This window comes from Staphylococcus sp. HMSC062H10, from assembly GCF_001836945.1.
GTDB classification, from domain to species: Bacteria; Bacillota; Bacilli; order Staphylococcales; family Staphylococcaceae; genus Staphylococcus; species Staphylococcus aureus.
Genome location: NZ_KV830972.1, coordinates 342,379 through 365,200, shown reverse-complemented (window position 1 = coordinate 365,200; position 22,822 = coordinate 342,379). Strand labels below are relative to the sequence as shown.

Below are 22,822 nucleotides of genomic sequence, written 5' to 3'. Positions count from 1 at the left end.
GTAAACAAACTAATTTAAAAAGCAACTATTGTATAGAAAAATACAAAATTTAAAATATATTACCTTATTAGAAAAAGTCGTAATATGAGGTGTACAAATGACGCAAATTTTAATAGTAGAAGATGAACAAAACTTAGCAAGATTTCTTGAATTGGAACTCACACATGAAAATTACAATGTGGACACAGAGTATGATGGACAAGACGGTTTAGATAAAGCGCTTAGCCATTACTATGATTTAATCATATTAGATTTAATGTTGCCGTCAATTAATGGCTTAGAAATTTGTCGCAAAATTAGACAACAGCAATCTACACCTATCATTATAATTACAGCGAAAAGTGATACGTATGACAAAGTTGCTGGGCTTGATTACGGTGCAGACGATTATATAGTTAAGCCATTTGATATTGAAGAACTTTTAGCAAGAATTCGTGCTATTTTACGTCGTCAGCCACAAAAAGATATTATCGATGTCAACGGTATTACAATTGATAAGAATGCTTTTAAAGTGACGGTAAATGGCGCAGAAATTGAATTAACAAAAACAGAGTATGATTTACTATATCTTCTAGCTGAAAATAAAAACCATGTTATGCAACGTGAACAAATTTTAAATCATGTATGGGGTTATAATAGTGAAGTAGAAACAAATGTCGTAGATGTTTATATAAGATATTTACGAAACAAATTAAAACCATACGATCGTGACAAAATGATTGAAACAGTTCGTGGCGTTGGGTATGTGATACGATGACAAAACGTAAATTGCGCAATAACTGGATTATTGTTACCACGATGATTACGTTTGTCACGATATTTTTGTTTTGCTTAATTATTATCTTTTTCTTGAAAGATACACTGCATAATAGTGAGCTTGATGATGCAGAAAGAAGCTCAAGCGATATTAATAATTTATTTCATTCTAAGCCTGTTAAAGATATATCTGCATTAGACTTGAATGCATCTTTAGGTAATTTTCAAGAGATTATTATTTATGATGAGCATAATAATAAATTATTTGAGACATCGAATGATAACACAGTGAGAGTTGAACCAGGTTATGAACACCGGTATTTTGACCGCGTAATAAAAAAACGTTATAAAGGCATTGATTATTTAATTATTAAAGAACCAATCACAACGCAAGATTTCAAAGGGTATAGCTTGTTAATTCATTCACTAGAAAATTATGATAACATCGTAAAATCATTGTATATCATTGCGCTTGCATTTGGAGTGATTGCAACAATTATAACTGCTACAATCAGTTATGTATTTTCAACTCAAATTACTAAACCGCTTGTCAGTTTATCAAATAAAATGATTGAGATTCGACGAGATGGTTTTCAAAATAAATTGCAATTAAATACAAATTATGAAGAAATAGATAATTTAGCAAATACGTTTAATGAGATGATGAGTCAAATTGAAGAATCATTTAATCAACAAAGACAATTTGTTGAAGATGCGTCACATGAATTACGAACACCATTACAAATTATTCAAGGTCATTTAAATTTGATTCAGCGATGGGGAAAAAAAGACCCAGCAGTATTAGAAGAATCGTTAAATATTTCTATTGAAGAAATGAATCGTATCATAAAATTAGTCGAAGAATTACTTGAATTGACTAAAGGAGATGTAAATGACATTTCTTCTGAAGCGCAGACCGTGCATATTAATGATGAAATTCGCTCGCGAATACACTCATTAAAACAATTGCATCCAGATTATCAATTTGATACGGATCTGACATCTAAAAATCTAGAAATTAAAATGAAACCTCATCAATTCGAACAATTATTTTTAATCTTTATTGATAATGCAATCAAATATGATGTGAAGAATAAGAAAATTAAAGTTAAGACAAGGTTAAAAAATAAGCAAAAAATAATTGAAATTACAGATCATGGAATTGGTATTCCAGAGGAAGATCAAGATTTCATTTTTGATCGCTTTTATCGAGTGGATAAATCTCGTTCAAGAAGTCAAGGCGGTAATGGACTCGGATTATCTATTGCGCAAAAAATCATTCAATTAAACGGTGGATCGATTAAAATTAAAAGTGAAATTAACAAAGGAACAACGTTTAAAATCATATTTTAATCATGTTTAAGACGTCAATCAAAGTCATAGAATCAATTTTTTAAGCACACATTAGCTGTGACTAATGTATATGAACGACTATAAAACAAATAATCAGGGGTTCTTTATCATTTCTGTTGTACTCCCAAAATTTACAATAAAATACATCTATAAACCTAGAAGAATCAACGCTTTTGTTGATTCTTCTTTTTAGCAGATAAATAGGTAAATCTACTTTAACAAATAACTAAATAGTGATATTATTACATTGTAAGCGTTTCAACATTTTTGTGGAGGGTGTAAAATGACTAACGAAAGAAAAGAAGTTTCAGAGGCTCCTGTAAACTTCGGTGCGAATTTAGGTCTAATGTTAGATCTATATGATGACTTTTTACAAGATCCATCGTCTGTACCAGAAGATTTACAAGTCTTATTCAGCACAATTAAGAATGATGACTCAATTGTACCAGCTTTAAAAAGTACAAGTAGTCAAAATAGTGACGGCACAATTAAGCGTGTCATGCGTTTAATTGATAATATTCGCCAATACGGGCATCTTAAAGCCGATATTTATCCTGTAAATCCTCCGAAAAGGAAACATGTACCTAAATTAGAGATTGAAGACTTTGATTTAGATCAACAGACTTTGGAAGGTATATCAGCAGGAATTGTTTCAGATCACTTTGCCGACATTTATGATAATGCTTATGAAGCAATTTTAAGAATGGAAAAACGTTACAAAGGACCAATTGCATTTGAGTATACACATATTAATAACAATACCGAACGTGGTTGGTTAAAAAGAAGAATTGAAACGCCATATAAAGTAACGTTAAATAATAACGAAAAAAGGGCACTATTCAAACAATTAGCGTATGTTGAAGGGTTTGAAAAATATCTTCATAAAAACTTCGTTGGTGCTAAGCGTTTTTCAATTGAAGGGGTAGACGCACTTGTACCGATGTTACAACGTACTATTACGATTGCTGCGAAAGAAGGTATTAAAAATATACAAATAGGCATGGCTCACCGTGGACGTTTAAACGTTTTAACGCATGTCTTAGAAAAACCGTACGAAATGATGATTTCAGAATTTATGCATACAGATCCAATGAAATTCTTACCTGAAGATGGTAGCTTGCAATTAACTGCTGGATGGACTGGTGATGTGAAATATCACCTTGGTGGCATTAAAACTACTGATTCATACGGTACAATGCAGCGTATTGCACTGGCTAACAATCCAAGTCACTTGGAAATTGTTGCACCTGTTGTTGAAGGGCGTACGAGAGCAGCACAAGATGATACACAACGTGCTGGCGCTCCGACGACTGATCACCATAAAGCAATGCCAATTATTATACATGGCGATGCTGCTTATCCTGGTCAAGGAATTAACTTCGAAACAATGAACTTAGGAAACTTGAAAGGCTATTCTACGGGTGGTTCATTGCATATTATTACTAACAATAGAATTGGATTTACTACAGAACCAATTGATGCACGTTCAACAACTTATTCTACAGATGTGGCTAAAGGTTATGATGTGCCAATATTCCATGTCAATGCAGATGACGTTGAAGCTACTATTGAAGCAATTGATATTGCAATGGAATTTAGAAAAGAGTTTCATAAAGACGTCGTTATTGATTTAGTAGGTTATCGTCGTTTCGGACATAACGAAATGGATGAACCATCAATTACTAATCCAGTTCCTTATCAGAATATTCGCAAACATGACTCTGTTGAATATGTGTTTGGTAAAAAGCTTGTTAATGAAGGTATCATTTCAGAAGATGAAATGCATTCATTTATAGAACAAGTCCAAAAGGAACTAAGACAAGCACATGATAAAATTAATAAAGCTGATAAAATGGATAATCCAGATATGGAAAAACCTGCAGAACTTGCATTACCGTTACAAGCAGACGAACAATCATTTACGTTTGATCATTTGAAAGAAATAAATGATGCATTGTTAACATATCCGGATGGCTTTAACATTTTGAAAAAGTTAAACAAAGTTCTTGAGAAGCGTCATGAGCCATTTAATAAAGAAGATGGTTTAGTTGATTGGGCACAAGCAGAACAACTTGCATTTGCGACAATTTTACAAGATGGTACACCGATTCGCTTAACTGGTCAAGATAGTGAACGTGGTACATTCAGTCATAGGCATGCCGTGTTACATGATGAACAAACAGGTGAAACATATACACCTTTACATCATGTTCCTGATCAAAAAGCGACATTTGATATACACAATTCTCCGCTTTCAGAAGCAGCAGTAGTAGGTTTTGAATACGGCTATAATGTGGAAAACAAAAAAAGCTTCAATATTTGGGAAGCGCAATATGGTGATTTTGCAAATATGTCACAAATGATTTTTGACAACTTCTTATTCAGTTCTCGCTCAAAATGGGGAGAACGTTCAGGATTAACATTATTCTTACCTCATGCATATGAGGGTCAAGGGCCTGAACATTCTTCAGCAAGATTAGAGAGATTTTTACAATTAGCTGCTGAAAATAATTGCACAGTTGTCAACTTATCTAGTTCAAGTAATTATTTCCACTTATTGCGTGCACAAGCAGCTAGTTTAGATTCTGAACAAATGCGACCATTGGTTGTTATGTCACCAAAAAGCTTACTGAGAAATAAAACAGTTGCAAAACCAATTGATGAATTTACTTCTGGTGGATTTGAGCCAATTTTGACAGAGTCATATCAAGCGGATAAAGTTACAAAAGTTATTTTGGCAACTGGTAAAATGTTCATTGATTTAAAAGAAGCATTAGCCAAAAATCCAGACGAATCAGTATTACTCGTTGCGATTGAAAGATTGTATCCATTCCCAGAGGAAGAGATTGAAGCATTACTAGCACAATTGCCAAACCTTGAAGAAGTGTCATGGGTACAAGAAGAACCTAAAAACCAAGGTGCATGGTTATATGTTTATCCATATGTTAAAGTGCTAGTTGCAGATAAATATGATTTAAGTTATCATGGCAGAATTCAAAGGGCTGCTCCAGCTGAAGGCGATGGAGAAATTCATAAACTTGTTCAAAATAAAATTATAGAAAATGCATTAAAAAATAACTAGGGGGAAATAAGTCATGCCAGAGGTTAAAGTTCCAGAATTAGCAGAATCTATTACAGAAGGTACCATTGCAGAATGGTTGAAAAACGTAGGGGATAGCGTAGAAAAAGGTGAAGCTATTCTTGAATTAGAAACTGATAAAGTTAATGTCGAAGTTGTATCTGAAGAAGCAGGTGTATTATCTGAACAACTTGCAAGTGAAGGCGACACTGTAGAAGTTGGACAAGCAATTGCTGTCATCGGCGAAGGTAGTGGCAATGCTTCTAAAGAAAATAGTAACGACAATACTCCACAACAAAATGATGAAACAACAAATAATAAAAAAGAAGAAACAACAAATAAATCGGCAGATAAAGCTGAAGTCAATCAAACAAATGATGACAATCAGCAGCGTGTTAATGCTACACCTTCTGCGCGTCGTTATGCTCGTGAAAACGGAGTGAATCTTGCTGAAGTAAGTCCGAAAACAAATGATGTGGTTCGTAAAGAAGATATTGATAAGAAACAACAGGCGCCTGCATCAACACCAACGTCACAACAAGCACCTGCAAAAGAAGAGAAAAAATACAATCAATATCCTACAAAACCAGTGATTCGTGAAAAAATGTCACGCAGAAAGAAAACAGCTGCTAAAAAATTATTAGAGGTATCTAATAATACAGCTATGCTAACAACATTTAACGAAGTTGACATGACAAATGTTATGGAATTGCGTAAACGTAAGAAAGAACAATTTATGAAAGATCATGATGGTACTAAATTAGGATTTATGTCATTCTTTACTAAAGCTTCTGTAGCAGCTTTGAAAAAGTATCCAGAAGTTAATGCAGAAATCGACGGCGACGACATGATTACGAAACAATATTATGATATTGGTGTAGCTGTTTCTACAGATGATGGACTATTAGTACCATTCGTAAGAGATTGTGATAAAAAGAATTTTGCAGAAATCGAAGCAGAAATTGCTAATTTAGCTGTTAAAGCACGAGAGAAAAAACTTGGCTTAGATGATATGGTTAATGGTTCATTTACGATTACAAATGGCGGTATTTTCGGATCAATGATGAGTACGCCAATTATCAATGGTAATCAAGCTGCAATCTTAGGCATGCATTCAATTATTACAAGACCAATTGCGATTGATCAAGATACAATCGAAAATCGTCCAATGATGTATATTGCATTAAGCTATGATCATAGAATTATTGACGGTAAAGAAGCAGTTGGATTCTTAAAAACAATTAAAGAATTAATTGAAAACCCAGAAGACTTATTATTAGAATCTTAATACACAACACAAATTAGTTTACGATTCCTAAAAACGGGATCAAATCAATAACAAACAGCAGTAAGATTATTTTCTAGTCGAAATAACTTACTGCTGTACTTTATTTTCACAATGCTTCGTATTGTATTTATTTGTATAGCAAGGAAGCTGTCTTAATTGGCCTATTATATTTTAATTTGAACAATGTTAAATGAATTTTGTGTACGATTTTAAGAAGAGAGTATTAGTTAATATTAAATAAAATTAAAGGACTTGTTTATATTGGAAAAGCTTTTTTTTAAGAATTTCGATTTGATAAAATTAATTAATTTAATAGAGGGACATATTAATAAAAAATTAACTACTGACAACGACATAGAAGAGTTTAAAGAAAATTATCTTTTTTTATCTGTTTACGAAATTGTTCATTCATTTTATCTTAACTATATAGATATAAATAATTGTATAACTATAAGCAGTACTCGGACATTAGTTAGAAAATCATACGAATTATTACTTCAATTAAAATACATTTTGGAATATCAAGAAGAGTCTAATATTAGGGCTAAAAGGTATTTTTTATATAAAAATTATCAAAAAATCGATTTATTAATATCAAATGGAAAAGACAGTACATTTGATGAACAAACTTTAAATAAGTTAAAAATGGAAAAGAAGCATATTGAGAAGTCATATGTAGATAGTTTTATAAATTCTAATATAAAAGTAAACAAATTCAAGGACATAAAAGCTTGGTATATGGAAAAATCTAATGATTGTACAAAAACTGGAAATTTATACGAATTATCAGAATACTTGAATATGAATTATCAATATAAACATATTTATAAAAACTTTTGTAAAGATGCGCATTCAACTGACAGTATAATTAATGATACTATAAGATTTTTTGGTAAAAATATTGCTATTAGAAATGGAGAAATAGAAGAACTACTAAATGAAGAACCTTTAACGAGTGAAATAGAAATTTCTTCTTTTACAAACTATATAGTTAGTGAGTTCTTGAAATGTAGTAGTTTATTTTTAAATGATAAAAAATTGTGGGAAGATTACTCGGCGGAATTTGAAAAATATTATAATCAAAAATGGTATTCATAGACGTTTATATTTAGGGGATATCGAATATCATGAGATGGATTGATTATTTATTGACAGTTAAGATTATTATGAGGAGAAAAAGTTTAATGAATGTAAGTTCATATGATTTATTAGTTTTACATAAAAATGTATATAGGGTTGTAGTTAAAGAAATATTACCCAATAATTATCTTGATTACAATGGTGTTAGAATTATGCACTAGATGAAAATCTTGGTTGATGCTAACTTATTAACAACTACTAATGAATTTAATGGTAACATATAAAAAACAATCTCTGAGTTAAAGCAGATTTCAAAGAAAATTGCGTTGACAACAACAGGTACTAAGCCAGAACTTGTTAAACGCATAGATGATAATTATCTCATATTTAATAATTTAGCTTTGTCATATGTATATATACCAACTAAAAAAGGTGAGGAAATTTTAAAAGAAACAAAATACTTAACGTTATTTGTGAATAATCCTTATATTTGTGTTGGACGTGCGTATTATATAGCAGAAAATTATATAGTCACAAATTTTGATGATAAGTTTGCTGAAATATAAAAGTATGAACTTCAAAGAAAATAAGAAAATGATGAATTTAATTTTAACCATAGGTATGGTTTGAATTTGAAATGTTAATACAGTATTTTGAAACAACTAGAAATGATTATATAATTAAATACCTTTATAAACATGAAATTATGTTTATTGAGTTAACTTAAATTGTTTTGTTCGATTATAAACTGAAAATGAGAACCTAGTTGATTGACTATACAATTTAGATTCATATTGTTTTAAATATTAATAGACAAATGCATATAACACAAAATTCAACCATAACAATATTATGTTACCTATTTAAATGAAATAGTTCTTTTAAAGAAATACATTTTTCACATATTAATCTATAATCAAAATCAACTGGCCGATATTCTATAATTTATGATTAAAATAAGTTATAATATAATAGTAAAGATAAAGATAGAGGTGGCTATAATGTGTGGACTTAGAAGTATAACATTAGGTACAACAAATATAGAACAGACAAAACATTTCATGGTTGACATATTAGGATTAAATTGTGAAGAACTTCTTGAAAACTCAATTCGTTTCGGCGATGCAGATATAAGCCCAGGAACAAGACTTCAATTTATACAAGTTCCAAGTGAGCAATTAGAAGAATCTCACTTTGTGGGTATTGGATTACGTACACCAACCGACTCAGGTTTAGAGGAGTATGCGGAAATATTATCGAGTAAGGATATTCCATTTACAACAGTTAAAGAATTAAATGGCAATAAATATTTCAGTCTCGAAGATAACAATGGTCATATTTTCTCAATATATTCAAACGAGAATAATTATGGTGTTGGTTTAGGTATGCCTTCTTTCGAAAGTGCGGTCAATCCGTTACATCAAGTTCAAGGTTTAGGGCCAGTGATTCTTAAAGTGAATCATGTAGATATTACAGGTCAAATTTTAACAAACATATTCGGACTTGAAATATTTGCAGAATACCAACCCTTCGACAATGCTGACTATCATGTCCAAGTATTCAAAATTGGAACGGGTGGTCTAGGTGGCGAAATACATTTAATGCCTGTAGAAACCGAAATGACAATGCCGGAATATGGCGCAGTCGATCAAGTTGAGTTTGAAACGAAAGATGTAGATTTCTTTAATCAAGCGAAATCGCGCTTAGATGAAGTGGAAATACCATATCAAACACTTGAACAAGACGATATTGAATCAATTAGAATTACTGAAAACAGTGGATTATCTTTTATATTCACTTTACAAAAATAATTATTTACGATAGTGAGGAAGAATTATATGTTACATGAAACTTGGAAAGAACATACGCCAATCAAGAAAGTCGAAGTGATTAATACAGATGCGAAGAAATTTACAGTTTCTGACATGTTAACGGTTGGCAATCAATATGACGTTATCAATGAAACAGAAGAATATTATCAAATTATCGACAATTCTGGATTAGTTGGCGGTTACTATAAAACATATTTCAAAGAAGTTTAAACGCATAATTATTGAAATGAATCCTAATATGAGATTTTCAATTAGTAAATTTGGTAAAATATAAACAATTCGCATACTAAGCATTGCGTTTTATATCAGAATAGAATAGTAAACTAAGGCATTTGGAGAACTTTTTCCATGTCTTAGTTTTTTAATTTATTTAAAGGAGAACGTTTTAAAATGGCACTAAAACATTATAAGAATTCAGATTCAACAGTTTTCAATGATGCGAAGGCATTATTCGATTTAAATAAAAATATTTTACTTAAAGGTCCAACAGGTTCAGGGAAAACGAAGTTGGCAGAAACATTAAGTGAAGTTGTTGATACACCCATGCATCAAGTCAACTGTTCTGTTGATTTAGATACAGAAAGCTTATTAGGCTTTAAAACAATTAAAACAAATGCGGAAGGACAACAAGAAATTGTCTTTGTAGATGGCCCAGTTATTAAAGCTATGAAAGAGGGCCATATTTTATATATTGATGAAATAAATATGGCTAAACCTGAAACATTGCCTGTATTAAATGGTGTCTTAGATTATCGTCGTCAAATTACGAATCCTTACACTGGCGAAGTAATCAAAGCTGTACCAGGATTTAACGTTATAGCAGCGATAAATGAAGGTTATGTTGGTACATTGCCAATGAATGAAGCACTAAAAAATCGCTTTGTTGTTATTCACGTTGACTATATTGACGGGGACATTTTAAAAAATGTGATTAAAGAGCAAAGTTTATTACAAGATGATAAACAAATCGAACAAATTATTAAGTTTAACGAAGATTTACGTACTATGTCTAAGCAGGGACAAATTTCTGAAGAAGCCGCTAGTATCCGTGCATTATTAGACTTGTGTGATTTAATCACTGTAATGCCAGTTGAACGTGCAATTAAACGTACAATTATTGATAAATTGGAAGATGAACGTGAACAACAAGCAATATATAATGCTGTAGAACTAAACTTTTAAAGAGGGATAAAACATGAGTGATCGTTTCATAAAATTTAACGACGAACAGTTAGATGCCAAGCAAGTAATGATGTTGCAAGACTTAGCTCGACTCTTATTAAAAAATGAACAAACACAAGTTAAAATCCAAAAATTCCCTTACTATAATCCTGTTCAAAATGTTTTGATTACGAGTTGGTTTTGGTCACATCGACCAAGCCATATCGAAATGGCTGGTTTAAAAACAGATGTTATGTTAGCTGCTTACGGTTATCATATGATGGATGTACAAATTGTAAATGAAGTAGTACAAGATAAAACCTTTAAACACCCTAAATTTTATCAACAACTTTTTAAATTATTAGAAGATATGCGCGTATTAAATTCTATTAAAGTTAAGCGCCCAAGTACTGCTAAATTAATTGATCTTCGCTTAGATACACGGATATCATATACGGAATCTCAAATTAAAGTGTATCGTACTAAAACACAATATACAGATTTATTATTTTTGTATTTAGAACATGCATTTTTAAGTCAAGATTTCTTTGATATACCATCTATACATTCAGATTTAGATGATATTTTAGTTAATATGTTCTTATATTTACCTAATTTTTTCCAAAATCAAAATTCTGAAGATAATATGTATCTGGCTCAAAGAATTATGTATCAAGTAGATGATATTTTAAAAGAAGATATGCTAAACGAATATTATTACTTACCTAAAACACTATATAATACATTAGCTAGTCCAGATTTTGAAGATTTAAAGAGAACTGATGCAAGTCAAGTCGATGGGCAAGATGATACTTCAGAAGATGATGAAAACGAAAGTGAAAAAGCTGACTCTAAATCTGCAGATAGTGAGTCAAAAGGTGGCGCCTATTTAGAAATGGAGCTTCACGAAGGACAAAATAGTGAAACATTAGGTAATGATGAAGCACGTGAAGGCGATGCTACAGACGATATGACTGATATGATGACCAAAAAGGGCAAAGGATCAAACGATACGCTAAATCGTGAAGAAGGCGATGCTGTTGGTCAAAGCCAGGCATTTCAACTTGATGGTGTGAACAAAAATGTAGAAATAAAATGGCAAATTCCTGAAATTGAACCACAATATGTTTTAGAATATCAAGAATCGAAACAAGACGTACAATATGAAATCAAAGACTTAATTCAAATTATAAAGAAAACGATTGAACGAGAACAACGAGATGCACGTTTTAATTTAACAAAAGGGCGATTACAAAAGGATTTAATTAATTGGTTTATCGACGATCAGTATAAATTGTTTTACAAAAAACAAGATTTAAGTAAATCATTTGATGCGACGTTTACATTGTTAATTGATGCGTCAGCAAGTATGCATGATAAAATGGCTGAAACGAAGAAAGGTGTAGTGTTATTCCACGAGACGTTAAAAGCATTGAACATTAAACATGAAATTTTATCATTCAGTGAGGATGCCTTTGATTCAGACGAGCATGCACAACCAAATATCATTAATGAAATTATTAACTATGATTACTCAACCTTTGAAAAAGATGGCCCACGTATTATGGCACTTGAACCTCAAGATGATAATCGTGATGGTGTTGCTATTAGAGTTGCAAGTGAACGATTAATGCGTCGAAATCAACATCAACGATTTTTAATCGTATTTTCTGACGGCGAACCGTCTGCATTTAATTATAGTCAAGATGGTATTATTGATACGTATGAAGCTGTAGAAATGTCACGTAAATTTGGCATTGAAGTATTTAATGTATTTTTAAGTCAAGATCCAATAACTGAAGATGTTGAACAAACAATTCATAATATTTATGGTCAATATGCCATTTTCGTTGAAGGTGTTGCGCATTTACCTGGACATCTCTCTCCATTATTAAAAAAATTACTACTTAAATCTTTATAAATCAGTTTAAAATAAGAGTTTATATGAAATTGTGAATAAAAGTCATCAGTTACTATTTAAAAAGTGAATTTGAAGATTTTTATTTTCTGGCATAATTTGATTTAAACAACACATGTGTTTTGTTTCTGCTATGTACAACATATTTCATATAGACTCTTTATTATTTTTTGTGCTAAAATATTTACTTGTAAATTATTTCGTGTTTTAAAAAAAGGAGTAACTCTATGAATAAAAATACATGGGTCATTGGGTTTACGCTCTTCGCTATGTTTTTTGGCGCAGGCAATCTAATTTTTCCTCCTAATCTCGGATTGGATAGTGGTCAATTTTTCTGGCCCGCCATTTTAGCGTTTGTTCTAACTGGGATTGGTTTACCATTATTAGGTGTGATTGTAGGTGCACTTGATAAAGAAGGATATATTGGCGCATTAAATAAAATTTCACCTAAATTTTCAATATTGTTCTTAATCATCATTTATTTGACTATAGGGCCACTTTTCGCAATACCTAGAACTGCATCTACATCTTTTGAAATGACAATTACACCAATTATACATAGCAATAGTAGTATCGCTTTATTTATATTTACGATTATCTACTTCATAGTCGTTTTGTATATTTGTTTAAATCCATCTAAGTTAATCGATCGTATTGGTTCATTATTAACACCATTATTATTGATTACTATTTTAGCGATGATTATTAAAGGATACTTAGACTTTAGCGGTAATAGTGCTGGAAAGGGCAATGAAGCACTATATCATTCTAATTTTTCAAGTTTTGCTGAAGGCTTTACACAAGGCTATTTAACAATGGATGCCATTGCAGCAATTGCTTTTTCAATGATTGTTGTTAATGCAGTAAAACTAACAGGTATTACTAAAACAAATCAAATATTCAAACAAACTTTGACTGCTGGTTTAATTGCAGCTGTTGCTTTAATTTTCATATATATTTCATTAGGTTATATTGGTAATCATATGCCAGTAAGTGACATGACGTTAGATCAATTGAAATCCAAAGATCGAAACATTGGGACATATTTATTAACGACAATGGCTTCAACAGGATTTGGTTCATTCGGAAAGTATTTATTGGGCATCATTGTAGCGCTGGCATGTCTAACTACAGCATGTGGGCTTATTGTTGCAGTTTCTGAATATTTCCATAGAATCGTACCTAAAGTATCATACAAAGCATTTGTATTAGTTTTCATTTTAATGAGTTTTATTATTGCTAACCAAGGTTTAAATGCTGTTATCTCAATGTCAATTCCGGTATTAAGTATTGTATACCCAGTAGCAATAACTGTTGTATTATTAATTTTAATTGCCAAATTCATACCGACAAAACGCATTTCACAACAAATTCCAGTTATTATCGTATTTATATTGTCAATTTTCAGTGTTATTAGTAAGTTAGGTTGGCTGAAAATTAACTTTATAGAATCATTGCCTCTAAGAGCGTATTCTTTAGAGTGGTTCCCAGTAGCAATTATTGCAACGATATTAGGCTATCTAGTCGGCATATTTGTAAAACAAGATCCAATTAAATATCAACAGGAATAACAAAAAAGGAAGCATCTCCAATTTAATCGTAGGATGCTTCCTTTTTGTTATATCTAATTCGTAATTTATGATTGTTTATTCGGTCCTTTGATATTCACTAAATGTGACTTTAAATCTTGTTCTAATTGTTGTAATTCTTTTTCAGCTAATTGTCGTTCTTCGCGACCGTGTTGTTGAATAATTAATGTTTCTTCAATTGTCTCAATAATGTTACGCTGTGTACGTTTCAATGTATCAAGGTCAACAATGCCACGCTCATTTTCTGTTGCAGTTTTAATTGCATTTTGTTTCAACATTTCAGCATTTGCTGTTAATAATTCATTAGTTGTATCAGTGACAGCTCGTTGTGCAGCAACTGCATTACGCTGTCTCATTAATGTAAGCGCAATGGCCATTTGATTTTTCCATAGTGGAATACTTGTCAAAATTGAACTTTGTATCTTCTCAGCAAGTGCTTGATTAACATTTTGAATCATACGAATTTGTGGCGCAGTTTGCAAAGCTATTTGTCTTGAAAGCTGTAAGTCATATATGCGTTTATCTAGTCTATCTATAAATTGCTGCATATCTGCAACTTGTTGAATATCCATTTGATTAGTGGATTGCTGCGCTTGCTGTTGCAATTGTGGTAGCTTTTCATTTTCTAATTGCAACTTTTTTTGCTGTGCAGCAATGATATGCAATGATAAGTCATCAAAGTATTGTTTGTTTTTATCATATAGCGTATCTAATAATTCAATATCTCTTGTTAAATGTGTTTGATGTTTCTGCAGTTGAATCGTTATGCGATCGACTTGAGCACTAACTGATTGCATTCTTGAAAAGATTTCATTGATAGACGACTTTGCTCTGCTAAAAATTCTTTTTAACATAGATGGTTTATCAGTATTTAACTCATTTGGATTAACTGACTTTAGTTTTGACATGAGATCTGACAAAGTATCTCCAATAGGACCAACATCTTTACTTTGTACTTCATCCAACATTTGATGTGAAAATTGAGACATTTGTTTCTGTAAATCAGAACCAAACGCTAATAAACCTTCATTGTCTAAAGGGTTAATTTGTTTACTGATTGTGTCTACCTGCTTTTGTTGTTCAATTGTTAACTTTTCTTTTTGGATAGTAGTATTCGATAATTCTTTATCGCTTATAAAATCATCTAGTGGATGGCTTTCTTTGAAACTTTTATTTTCAGTCATCAATCATCTCTCCAATAGTTGCTATTTTACATCAATCTTGATGATGCTTTTGATGTAACTTATTTAATTCCATTTCAATATCTAAACGTTCATAATCATCTTCGTTGAGACGCTTTAAATCAGCGATTAATGTTCGTTTGACCTCATCCAAAGTAATTCGTGTTTGTTCTAATTTTTGCTGTTCATTAATTGATTTTTTGGGCATTTTTGCTAGACGTGTATATGCATCAACCAAATTTAAAGCATTATCAATATGAGAATAAAAAAACCCTTCAACTTTATAAAATGATGCAGGTCTCTGTCTAACTGTCGTATAAATAGAACGTGAAATTTGGTATATATCATTAATATGCCTAAAATCTTTAATTGATCTTATATTGACATACGTTTTTAAAATACCTCTAAGTTTTTGGTGTGTATGATTTAACTGATTTCGAATATAGCGATAGTCTTTTCTAGTCAAACCAATTTCGTTTAAATATTTGCGTGAAGTGAGTTTTTGTATCGGTAGGTATGTCATTAAAAAGCCAACAATACCAATAGACATATCAATTAAAAAAGATACATCAAGTGCAATCATCCCAAATATGCTTGTTAAAAACGCTACAGGAATTCCCACTAACACCCCAAATATATGAGAAATATTATATCTCACTGTCATCTTCCTTTATTTAGCATTTTATATTGATCGAAAATCCGATAATTTTTGATTTAGTTCTAACTCTTCAAGTTGATGGCTTGTTACATTGGATGCTGGTGAGGCACCTTCAATTACACCTTGAATAAATCTCTCTATAACTGCGTCATCCCCTTGTGCATATATCTCTACATAGTCATCTACATTTTGAACAGTACCGACAATGTTATAGTTCATTGCAATGCGTTGTGTAAAATATCTAAATCCGACGCCTTGAACGCGTCCGAATACTTGTAAATGTATATGTCTCATTTTTACCACCTCATAATGTTATTATACGTAGTTTTACTTAAAAAAACTAATAATTACTATAGTTACTACTTTGTTTGTTTCAAGTCGTCAAACTTGATTTTCAGAGGATAAAGGTATAAAAATAAGTATAGAGTTTTTGAAGTATGGAAGGGGTCTTTAATAATGTGGACAGTTACCAAAATTAGAGCCGATTATGAGGGATGGTGGTTATTCAGTGACTGGCCAGAAAACATTGTTGAAAAATATCAATATCAAGATTTTGATGACATGTTTAAGCACTATCAACAATTGATTAATCAATGTAAAGTTCAGTTCGATAATTATGTCACAGGCAAATATAATATTTATGCATTTTATAATAATTGTGACATGAACTATTGCGAAGATTGTGAAGAGGATTTACAAATATTTTATAGTTTCATTGTTTTACAAAATAATGAAGTATATTATAAACTACCAATAATTGATTAAATGAATATTTTTTATTATTGTATTGCAATTTGGTAATAACTGCACTATAATACAAGTTAAGCAGATGATTATTCCATATTGCAAAGAATATTTGAGTGAAATTTGCATGTATTTTTTGTAATATGCGAATAAGCATATTGAATGAATTTTAGTCTTGGAGGTTTCAGATTATGAAACAAGGTACAGTTAAATGGTTTAACGCTGAAAAAGGATTCGGCTTTATCGAAGTTGAAGGAGAAAATGACGTATTCGTTCATTTTTCAGCAATTAACCAAGATGGTTACAAATCATTAGAAGAAGGTCAAGCTGTTGAGTTTGAAGTAGTTGAAGGCGACCGCGGTCCACAAGCTGCAAACGTTGTTAAACTATAATTCTTAGATTTGAATCATTGATTTTAACTAACACCTTACCAAGAAGTAAGGTGTTTTTATATGCTTATTACAAATACTTAACGCGATGAGTTTCTCAACCAAATTGAGAACTCTTTTTTTATATCACCAACATTGTTTGCAATAGAAAATTATATTTATATAATATAATTATGGTGTACAACGACGAGGTGATTTTATGAAATATCTTATCCTTAGTTTAGTTGCTAATTTATTAGTTTTCGGTGTATTATCTGCAATTGGTTTAAATATTAATATTTTAGCAGCAATGATGATGATTCTAGTTATTCCAATTACGATATCAGGAATATTATTCTTTAAAACTAATTTAGATAAGACATACATATTTTTTAACATACTTTTTATAGACTTTTATTACTATATTTACAATGTACATTTAATGGCCTTACCAAGATTTAATAGTTATATCAAATCAGAGATGATGGAATTAGAAGATATTGATGTATTAATTACAAGTAAAGATTTTGGATTTGATGAAATTCTGTTTTATACATTATATTTGTTGTTAATTCTTATCGTTTTATATTATTTAAAGAAGCAAGTTAAGGGCAAAGCTTAATCATGAATAAAATACGACTTTAAAATTGGTTGAAATACAAGTTATTGCTGAATTCTTATATCACATGATTGTTTATTATTAAATTTTCACTGTATAATCAAGGTCATAACAGAGGGGGGATTAGATGTATATACCCAAGTTCTTTCAAGTAAATGATTTTAAAGAAATCGAGCAATTTATACAAAGCAATTCTTTTGGAATGATTGTAACTGAGGATCAAGGAAAGCCATTAGCTACTCATTTACCATTAATTTTTCAGAAAAATGGTGATGATTATTATATTAGTGGACATATTGCCAAAGGAAATCCGCAATGGAAGACTTTAAACGGGAACGGCAATGTGTTGATTATATATCAAGGCGCACATGCTTATGTTTCATCATCATGGTATGAAAAGGAAAATGTACCAACTTGGAACTATCAGGCAGTTCATTTGTATGGGGAAGCAACCGTATTGAACGAACAAGAAACGATAGATGGTTTGAAAACGTTACTAACAAAGTATGAACAAAATCGTGAAAATCCAGTTTTATGGGATAATCTTGCAGAAAATACGCAAATGCAGGCCAAGGCAATCGTTGGATTTAAAGTCAAAATAAAAAAGATAGAAGCTGCATACAAAATGAGTCAAAATCGAAATGAACAAGATTACAACAACATTATTAAAAATCTCGAAGATGAGCATAATTCAAGTAGTAAAGCAGTAGCTGACGTAATGAAAGAAATTTATCCTTATTTATAATTTAACAATCATTTAATAATAACTAAAAAATCCCCAAGTCACAGTTTTCACTGAGGTTAGGGGATTTATTTTATAGATTATTTCGTATCGTTAATGATAAGTTGTCTTAACGACTGACGTTTTACGACTTCACGTGCCTTACCGTCTTTCAAGAAGAAAACGGATGGCTTCTGCATTTGGTTGTAATTGGATGCCATAGAGTAATGATATGCACCAGTTGATAATATAGCAAGATAGTCTCCACGTTTGACTGATGAAGGTAATTTAGCGTCTTTAATAATGATATCTCCAGATTCACATAATTTTCCTGCAATAGTAACCGTATCATCTGAATCTTCGTTTCTGTTAACTAATAATGCCTGATATTTCGCATCATAAAGTGCAGTTCTGATATGGTCACTCATACCACCATCAATTGAAACGTATTTATTAACTCCAGGAATTTCTTTTATTGTTCCGACTTCATATAAAGTGACACCGGCTTCACCAACAATTGAACGACCTGGTTCAATACCTAATTCTGGGGGTTCAATATCAAGAAGCTGTACTTCAGATTTAATCGCATCTGTAATTTCTTTAATACCTTTTTCGATAGGGAAACTTTCATCACCTTCGACATATTTAATACCAAAGCCGCCACCAAGATTCAATAAATCGACTTGAATGTTGTGTTCTTTTAACCAATGTAATACGATTTTAGCAGTTTCGATAAATGCCTCTGTTCCTTCAATTTGTGAACCAATATGACAATGAACACCTTTTAATTTTAAATGTTTGGATTGTAGGACTTTTTCAATTGCTGTTTTGGCTAAGCCATATTGAATTGATAATCCAAACTTACTATCTTCTTGTCCAGTTTGTATAAATTCATGTGTATGTGCTTCAACCCCTGGGTTCACACGTATAACTACTTGAACCGTATCATTGGCATATCGATCAATTAAATCAATTTCTTCTAAAGAATCAATCACAAAATATCCGATTTTATTTTCTAAAGCATATCTAATTTCATGCTTTGTTTTATTGTTACCGTGAAAATGAATACGACTTGGTTCAAAGCCTGCTTCTAATGCCGTGTATAATTCGCCTTCGGAAACAACATCTAGTTGTAAATCTTCTTCAGCTACAAGTTTGACCATTTGAAGGCAAGTAAATGCTTTTGAAGCATATGAGATATTATATTTTAAGCCACTTTCTTTAAATGCGTGATGATAACGACGCATTTGTTCTCTAATTTGTAATTCATCATAAACAATGGTAGGTGTACCGAAGCTTTGCGCAATCGTTTTTAAACTTATGCCGTCCATTGTTAATTCACCGTTTTGATTATATTTAACAGTCATTTGAAATGTACTCCTTTTTTAAAGAATCGTGATTCATTGCACTTAATTGTTCTGAATTTGCACCTACACCTTTAAAAGTGTATTCGTCAATGCGTATATCATTATTATAAAGAATAACGTCATCTTGTGCATGTACATTGTCATCAACTTCAACAAACATATGACTCATCATTAATGCACGTATTGGGTATCGTTTGCCATTGATAAGTGCTTCATGTTTAGCACGAGTTCTTAAAATTCCATCGCCATAACCGATATCAACTACAGCTAATTTTGTATTGTTTTTAGTCACTTCAAAGGCAAAGCTATAACCGCAATAATCACCAGCTTGTACTTCGCGCACTTGAATAACATGTGCTTTTACAGTCAATGACTGAACTATATCATGTTGATTCAGTGAACTATATGGTCTTGAACCGTATAACGCAATACCTACACGCGCATGTGTATGGTGGGGTAGTAATATTTGTCCTTCCCGATAAAAACTCGCACTATTTTGAGCATGGATTAGGTCGAACTGATAACCTTCAGATAAAAGTGCTTCAACAATATCCATCCATTGTGAACGTTCAACATTATAATCTGACACATCGAATTCATCAGCATATCCAAAATGAGTCCATAAACCACTAATAATCATTTTTGCATTTTGATTATGATGGTGATCTTTCAATACTTCTTTAATTTCGTTTAAATCTTTAAATCCAGACCGATGTAATAAATTTTCAAATTCTAAGTGAACATGAATACCTGCTAAATCATTTTTATGGTTATAGTAATATGTCAAAGACGGCAAAGTCATGTGTATTTGATGTTCACGGACTAAATCAAACTCGTAAACTGCATTCATTAAAAAGATTGTTGCATCTGGAGCAAGTTGTCTAATTTGAATTGCTTCTCGTAGTGATGTTGTGCTAAATGTATCTATACCTGCATGGATAAACTGAGTTACAGCAAATTCTAGGTCATAGTGATATGCATTATTTTTAACAACTGCCATTAATGGCTGATTGTTTTTGACTGTGATTGCATTTTGTAAAAATATTTTCTTATTTACAGACCATGTTGCTGTCAATGTATTACACCTCTTTGTAATTATTTAATAAATTTTCGTAAAAATTCGCCACGTTTATTAACACTTTTTCATCAAAATTTAAATGTGATGTGTGCAAACCAGTTACAAAACCTTTATCTTCATTTCGTGTTCCTATAAAAACAAAGTAAGCAGGAGCTAGTTGTTGACCATAAAAACTAAAATCTTCTCCAAATAAGAATGGCGTTGGTTTGTCATAGACATTTAAATCAGCTTTTATTAAGGCGTCCTCTATTTGAGTACGTAATTTCGGACTATTGATTGTAGGGGGATAGCCTTCTGCAAATTTAACTTCACAGTCTACATTAAACAGAAGCTTGACACTTTCTGCTATCTTTTGCATTTGATTTTTAACGATTGTTAAATCATCAATATCATATGTACGAATTGTACCTTCTAAATAACCATTACTTGGTACAGTGTTAATTGCTTCACCAGCTTTAAAATGACCAATATGAACAATATTTCGTTTCAAACCGTTAAGGTGAAATTGTTGAATTTGTGATATTTGAGTTAATACATGTTGTAATGCTTCACCACAAGAATGACCTTGTTCTTTATCAGCAACATGACTTGACAGGCCTGTTAAGAAAAAGCGATATTCTGTTGCGCTGGCCGTAATTTCTTCATCCCTTATCACTGCAATGCCTTCATCAGCAAATGGGTTAACATGAATACCAAAAACCGCTTCAATTGGATACTTATCAAAGGCACCGGCTTTTATTAATCGATTTGCACCGCCACCAGTTTCTTCTGCAGGTTGGAAAATGAAAACGACATTTTGCGGTAATTGACCCGCATCTTGCATGTCTTTGCAACGTTGTACAAAAAGCATTAATGCAGTTGTATGACCATCATGTCCACAAGCATGCATCACATGATCAGATTGACTGCGATAAGGCACATCATTTTCCTCTAAAATAGGTAACGCATCAATATCAGCTCTATACGCTATCGTATGTGAGCCATTACCTTCTAAGTATGCAATGACGCCAGTTTCCAATGGGCAATCGTATTTAATATTTAAACTATCTAAAAACGCTTTAATATAAGCAGTTGTTTCAAATTCATGTAAGCTTAATTCAGGATGTTGATGTAAATGACGGCGATGTTTCGTAACAAATTCTAATTCATTCATAATTATCAATCCTTTGTGTTAAATTACTATATAAATAGTGTAACGTATTTCGAAATTTATGATCAAAAGTTTATTCGATGATAAACAATAAGGTTGAGACATAATCGTATCTCAACCTTGAAATTATTATACGTTGACGTCACTAGTCATTCAGTTTTCTTAATGCTGCTACAATCTCTTTTTTAGTATCTTGTACTTCAGAAGCTTGCTTAATCACTTTAGCAGGTGTACCAGCAACAACTGCACCAGCTGGTACATCTTGTGTCACAATCGCGCCAGCTGCAACAATAGCACCTTTACCGACACGTACACCTTCTAAAATAACTGCATTTGCACCGATTAATACATCATCCTCGATTATAACTGGTGAAGCACTAGGGGGTTCAATCACACCTGCTAATACTGCGCCAGCCCCTACATGTACATTTTTACCAGTTGTAGCACGACCACCGAGAGTAGCATTCATATCAATCATCGTACCTTCGCCAACGACTGCGCCAATATTAATTGTTGCGCCCATCATAACGACAGCACCATCTTCAATAATAGCTTGTTCTCTAATAAATGCACCTGGTTCAATACGTGCATTCGTATTTGTTAAGTCTTTTAATGGAATGGCAGAATTGCGACGATCCATTTCAATTTCTATATCTTCGAAGTGACTACCATATGCTTCGTAAAAAGGTTTCCAATCATCTGCTTCACAAAAGATTACTTTAGATTGTTCTGAACCAAATACTTTAAAACTTTCTGGATATGTGATGCCTTCAAAATTGCCATTTAAATATACTTTTATTGGTGTAGACTTTTTAGCATCACTTATATATTGAATAATTTCTTCAGCTGTTAAATGTTGTACCATAAAATAATCGATCTC

General features: G+C 31.7%; 22 protein-coding genes. 15 read left to right on the top strand and 7 right to left on the bottom strand.

Annotated features, from left to right (window positions below; translation table 11 throughout):
• Positions 1 to 97 precede the first annotated feature (97 nt).
• The 11 genes from arlR to brnQ all read left to right on the top strand — a co-directional run bounded on the left by arlR (position 98) and on the right by brnQ (position 14,038).
• Entirely contained in the window at positions 98 to 757 is a 660-nt protein-coding gene (arlR, locus tag HMPREF2658_RS04445; protein ID WP_000192137.1) for a response regulator transcription factor ArlR, read from the top strand.
• On the top strand, positions 754 to 2,109 hold the full coding sequence (gene arlS, locus HMPREF2658_RS04440; RefSeq protein ID WP_000166793.1) for a sensor histidine kinase ArlS: 1,356 nt from the start codon (positions 754 to 756) through the stop codon (positions 2,107 to 2,109). Before arlR ends, arlS begins: the two co-directional genes overlap by 4 nt.
• Before the next feature lie 283 nt (positions 2,110 to 2,392).
• Entirely contained in the window at positions 2,393 to 5,191 is a 2,799-nt protein-coding gene (locus HMPREF2658_RS04435; RefSeq protein ID WP_000180659.1) for a 2-oxoglutarate dehydrogenase E1 component, read from the top strand.
• A 13-nt stretch (positions 5,192 to 5,204) separates the two neighbouring features.
• The gene (sucB, locus tag HMPREF2658_RS04430) at positions 5,205 to 6,476 is read left to right on the top strand and encodes a dihydrolipoyllysine-residue succinyltransferase (RefSeq protein ID WP_001115447.1); all 1,272 of its coding nucleotides are present in this window, start codon (positions 5,205 to 5,207) and stop codon (positions 6,474 to 6,476) included.
• A gap of 291 nt (positions 6,477 to 6,767) precedes the next feature.
• Positions 6,768 to 7,574, top strand: coding sequence for a DUF5677 domain-containing protein (locus HMPREF2658_RS04425; RefSeq protein WP_256337730.1), 807 nt, complete (start codon positions 6,768 to 6,770; stop codon positions 7,572 to 7,574).
• 308 nt (positions 7,575 to 7,882) lie between these two features.
• Positions 7,883 to 8,122, top strand: coding sequence for a hypothetical protein (locus HMPREF2658_RS04420; protein WP_001622352.1), 240 nt, complete (start codon positions 7,883 to 7,885; stop codon positions 8,120 to 8,122).
• A 435-nt stretch (positions 8,123 to 8,557) separates the two neighbouring features.
• Positions 8,558 to 9,367 (top strand): VOC family protein, encoded by an 810-nt coding sequence (locus HMPREF2658_RS04415; protein ID WP_000334505.1) that lies wholly within the window; start codon positions 8,558 to 8,560, stop codon positions 9,365 to 9,367.
• A gap of 27 nt (positions 9,368 to 9,394) precedes the next feature.
• Complete coding sequence (locus tag HMPREF2658_RS04410; protein ID WP_070854214.1) at positions 9,395 to 9,598, top strand: DUF6501 family protein; 204 nt, start codon at positions 9,395 to 9,397, stop codon at positions 9,596 to 9,598.
• Between the two features lie 180 nt (positions 9,599 to 9,778).
• A complete protein-coding gene (locus tag HMPREF2658_RS04405; RefSeq protein WP_001185421.1) occupies positions 9,779 to 10,570 on the top strand; it encodes an ATP-binding protein in 792 nt (263 codons plus the stop codon).
• A 13-nt stretch (positions 10,571 to 10,583) separates the two neighbouring features.
• Positions 10,584 to 12,470, top strand: coding sequence for a nitric oxide reductase activation protein NorD (locus HMPREF2658_RS04400; RefSeq protein WP_001283688.1), 1,887 nt, complete (start codon positions 10,584 to 10,586; stop codon positions 12,468 to 12,470).
• A gap of 224 nt (positions 12,471 to 12,694) precedes the next feature.
• Complete coding sequence (gene brnQ, locus HMPREF2658_RS04395; protein WP_001039275.1) at positions 12,695 to 14,038, top strand: branched-chain amino acid-like transporter carrier protein BrnQ3; 1,344 nt, start codon at positions 12,695 to 12,697, stop codon at positions 14,036 to 14,038.
• 65 nt (positions 14,039 to 14,103) lie between these two features.
• Here brnQ and HMPREF2658_RS04390 read toward each other — a convergent pair whose 3' ends face one another.
• Genes HMPREF2658_RS04390 through HMPREF2658_RS04380 form a run of 3 tightly spaced genes read right to left on the bottom strand, consistent with a single transcriptional unit; the run spans position 14,104 to position 16,189 of the window.
• Positions 14,104 to 15,240, bottom strand: coding sequence for a toxic anion resistance protein (locus HMPREF2658_RS04390; RefSeq protein WP_000138414.1), 1,137 nt, complete (start codon positions 15,238 to 15,240; stop codon positions 14,104 to 14,106).
• 31 nt (positions 15,241 to 15,271) lie between these two features.
• Positions 15,272 to 15,901, bottom strand: a complete 630-nt coding sequence (locus tag HMPREF2658_RS04385) for a 5-bromo-4-chloroindolyl phosphate hydrolysis family protein (protein WP_001796534.1) — start codon at positions 15,899 to 15,901, stop codon at positions 15,272 to 15,274.
• A gap of 18 nt (positions 15,902 to 15,919) precedes the next feature.
• Positions 15,920 to 16,189: an acylphosphatase gene (locus tag HMPREF2658_RS04380; RefSeq protein ID WP_001215908.1), complete on the bottom strand. Its 270-nt coding sequence runs from the start codon at positions 16,187 to 16,189 to the stop codon at positions 15,920 to 15,922.
• A 162-nt stretch (positions 16,190 to 16,351) separates the two neighbouring features.
• Here HMPREF2658_RS04380 and msaA point away from each other — a divergent pair, with 162 nt between their 5' ends.
• From msaA to HMPREF2658_RS04355, 4 genes are all read left to right on the top strand, one after another.
• Positions 16,352 to 16,660: a regulatory protein MsaA gene (gene msaA / locus HMPREF2658_RS04375; protein ID WP_000269923.1), complete on the top strand. Its 309-nt coding sequence runs from the start codon at positions 16,352 to 16,354 to the stop codon at positions 16,658 to 16,660.
• Positions 16,661 to 16,830: 170 nt separating this feature from the next.
• On the top strand, positions 16,831 to 17,031 hold the full coding sequence (gene cspA, locus HMPREF2658_RS04365) for a cold shock protein CspA (RefSeq protein WP_000809131.1): 201 nt from the start codon (positions 16,831 to 16,833) through the stop codon (positions 17,029 to 17,031).
• A gap of 196 nt (positions 17,032 to 17,227) precedes the next feature.
• Positions 17,228 to 17,629 carry a sarA expression modulator MsaC gene (gene msaC / locus HMPREF2658_RS04360; RefSeq protein WP_000876215.1) on the top strand — a complete coding sequence of 134 codons (402 nt, stop codon included), beginning with the start codon at positions 17,228 to 17,230 and terminating at the stop codon, positions 17,627 to 17,629.
• Positions 17,630 to 17,753: 124 nt separating this feature from the next.
• Positions 17,754 to 18,371: an FMN-binding negative transcriptional regulator gene (locus tag HMPREF2658_RS04355; RefSeq protein WP_000275771.1), complete on the top strand. Its 618-nt coding sequence runs from the start codon at positions 17,754 to 17,756 to the stop codon at positions 18,369 to 18,371.
• Between the two features lie 77 nt (positions 18,372 to 18,448).
• On the opposite strand, the gene lysA is transcribed toward HMPREF2658_RS04355, so the two are convergent.
• The 4 genes from lysA to dapD all read right to left on the bottom strand — a co-directional run bounded on the left by lysA (position 18,449) and on the right by dapD (position 22,807).
• The gene (lysA, locus tag HMPREF2658_RS04350) at positions 18,449 to 19,714 is read right to left on the bottom strand and encodes a diaminopimelate decarboxylase (RefSeq protein ID WP_000216938.1); all 1,266 of its coding nucleotides are present in this window, start codon (positions 19,712 to 19,714) and stop codon (positions 18,449 to 18,451) included.
• A complete protein-coding gene (locus HMPREF2658_RS04345; protein WP_000127591.1) occupies positions 19,704 to 20,789 on the bottom strand; it encodes an alanine racemase in 1,086 nt (361 codons plus the stop codon). The genes lysA and HMPREF2658_RS04345 overlap by 11 nt, the downstream gene beginning before the upstream one ends.
• A gap of 4 nt (positions 20,790 to 20,793) precedes the next feature.
• Positions 20,794 to 21,945, bottom strand: a complete 1,152-nt coding sequence (locus HMPREF2658_RS04340; protein WP_001003796.1) for an amidohydrolase — start codon at positions 21,943 to 21,945, stop codon at positions 20,794 to 20,796.
• 142 nt (positions 21,946 to 22,087) lie between these two features.
• Positions 22,088 to 22,807, bottom strand: coding sequence for a 2,3,4,5-tetrahydropyridine-2,6-dicarboxylate N-acetyltransferase (gene dapD / locus HMPREF2658_RS04335; RefSeq protein WP_000249835.1), 720 nt, complete (start codon positions 22,805 to 22,807; stop codon positions 22,088 to 22,090).
• Between the last annotated feature and the right edge of the window lie 15 nt (positions 22,808 to 22,822).

Excerpts from the sequence above, each read along its gene's own strand:
- arlR (WP_000192137.1), top strand. The coding sequence starts at position 98 with ATGACGCAAATTTTAATAGTAGAAGATGAACAAAACTTAGCAAGATTT.
- arlS (WP_000166793.1), top strand. The coding sequence starts at position 754 with ATGACAAAACGTAAATTGCGCAATAACTGGATTATTGTTACCACGATG.
- HMPREF2658_RS04435 (WP_000180659.1), top strand. The coding sequence starts at position 2,393 with ATGACTAACGAAAGAAAAGAAGTTTCAGAGGCTCCTGTAAACTTCGGT.
- sucB (WP_001115447.1), top strand. The coding sequence starts at position 5,205 with ATGCCAGAGGTTAAAGTTCCAGAATTAGCAGAATCTATTACAGAAGGT.
- HMPREF2658_RS04415 (WP_000334505.1), top strand. The coding sequence starts at position 8,558 with ATGTGTGGACTTAGAAGTATAACATTAGGTACAACAAATATAGAACAG.
- HMPREF2658_RS04410 (WP_070854214.1), top strand. The coding sequence starts at position 9,395 with ATGTTACATGAAACTTGGAAAGAACATACGCCAATCAAGAAAGTCGAA.
- HMPREF2658_RS04405 (WP_001185421.1), top strand. The coding sequence starts at position 9,779 with ATGGCACTAAAACATTATAAGAATTCAGATTCAACAGTTTTCAATGAT.
- HMPREF2658_RS04400 (WP_001283688.1), top strand. The coding sequence starts at position 10,584 with ATGAGTGATCGTTTCATAAAATTTAACGACGAACAGTTAGATGCCAAG.
- brnQ (WP_001039275.1), top strand. The coding sequence starts at position 12,695 with ATGAATAAAAATACATGGGTCATTGGGTTTACGCTCTTCGCTATGTTT.
- HMPREF2658_RS04390 (WP_000138414.1), bottom strand. The coding sequence starts at position 15,240 with ATGACTGAAAATAAAAGTTTCAAAGAAAGCCATCCACTAGATGATTTT.
- HMPREF2658_RS04385 (WP_001796534.1), bottom strand. The coding sequence starts at position 15,901 with ATGACAGTGAGATATAATATTTCTCATATATTTGGGGTGTTAGTGGGA.
- HMPREF2658_RS04380 (WP_001215908.1), bottom strand. The coding sequence starts at position 16,189 with ATGAGACATATACATTTACAAGTATTCGGACGCGTTCAAGGCGTCGGA.
- msaA (WP_000269923.1), top strand. The coding sequence starts at position 16,352 with ATGTGGACAGTTACCAAAATTAGAGCCGATTATGAGGGATGGTGGTTA.
- cspA (WP_000809131.1), top strand. The coding sequence starts at position 16,831 with ATGAAACAAGGTACAGTTAAATGGTTTAACGCTGAAAAAGGATTCGGC.
- msaC (WP_000876215.1), top strand. The coding sequence starts at position 17,228 with ATGAAATATCTTATCCTTAGTTTAGTTGCTAATTTATTAGTTTTCGGT.
- HMPREF2658_RS04355 (WP_000275771.1), top strand. The coding sequence starts at position 17,754 with ATGTATATACCCAAGTTCTTTCAAGTAAATGATTTTAAAGAAATCGAG.
- lysA (WP_000216938.1), bottom strand. The coding sequence starts at position 19,714 with ATGACTGTTAAATATAATCAAAACGGTGAATTAACAATGGACGGCATA.
- HMPREF2658_RS04340 (WP_001003796.1), bottom strand. The coding sequence starts at position 21,945 with ATGAATGAATTAGAATTTGTTACGAAACATCGCCGTCATTTACATCAA.
- dapD (WP_000249835.1), bottom strand. The coding sequence starts at position 22,807 with ATGGTACAACATTTAACAGCTGAAGAAATTATTCAATATATAAGTGAT.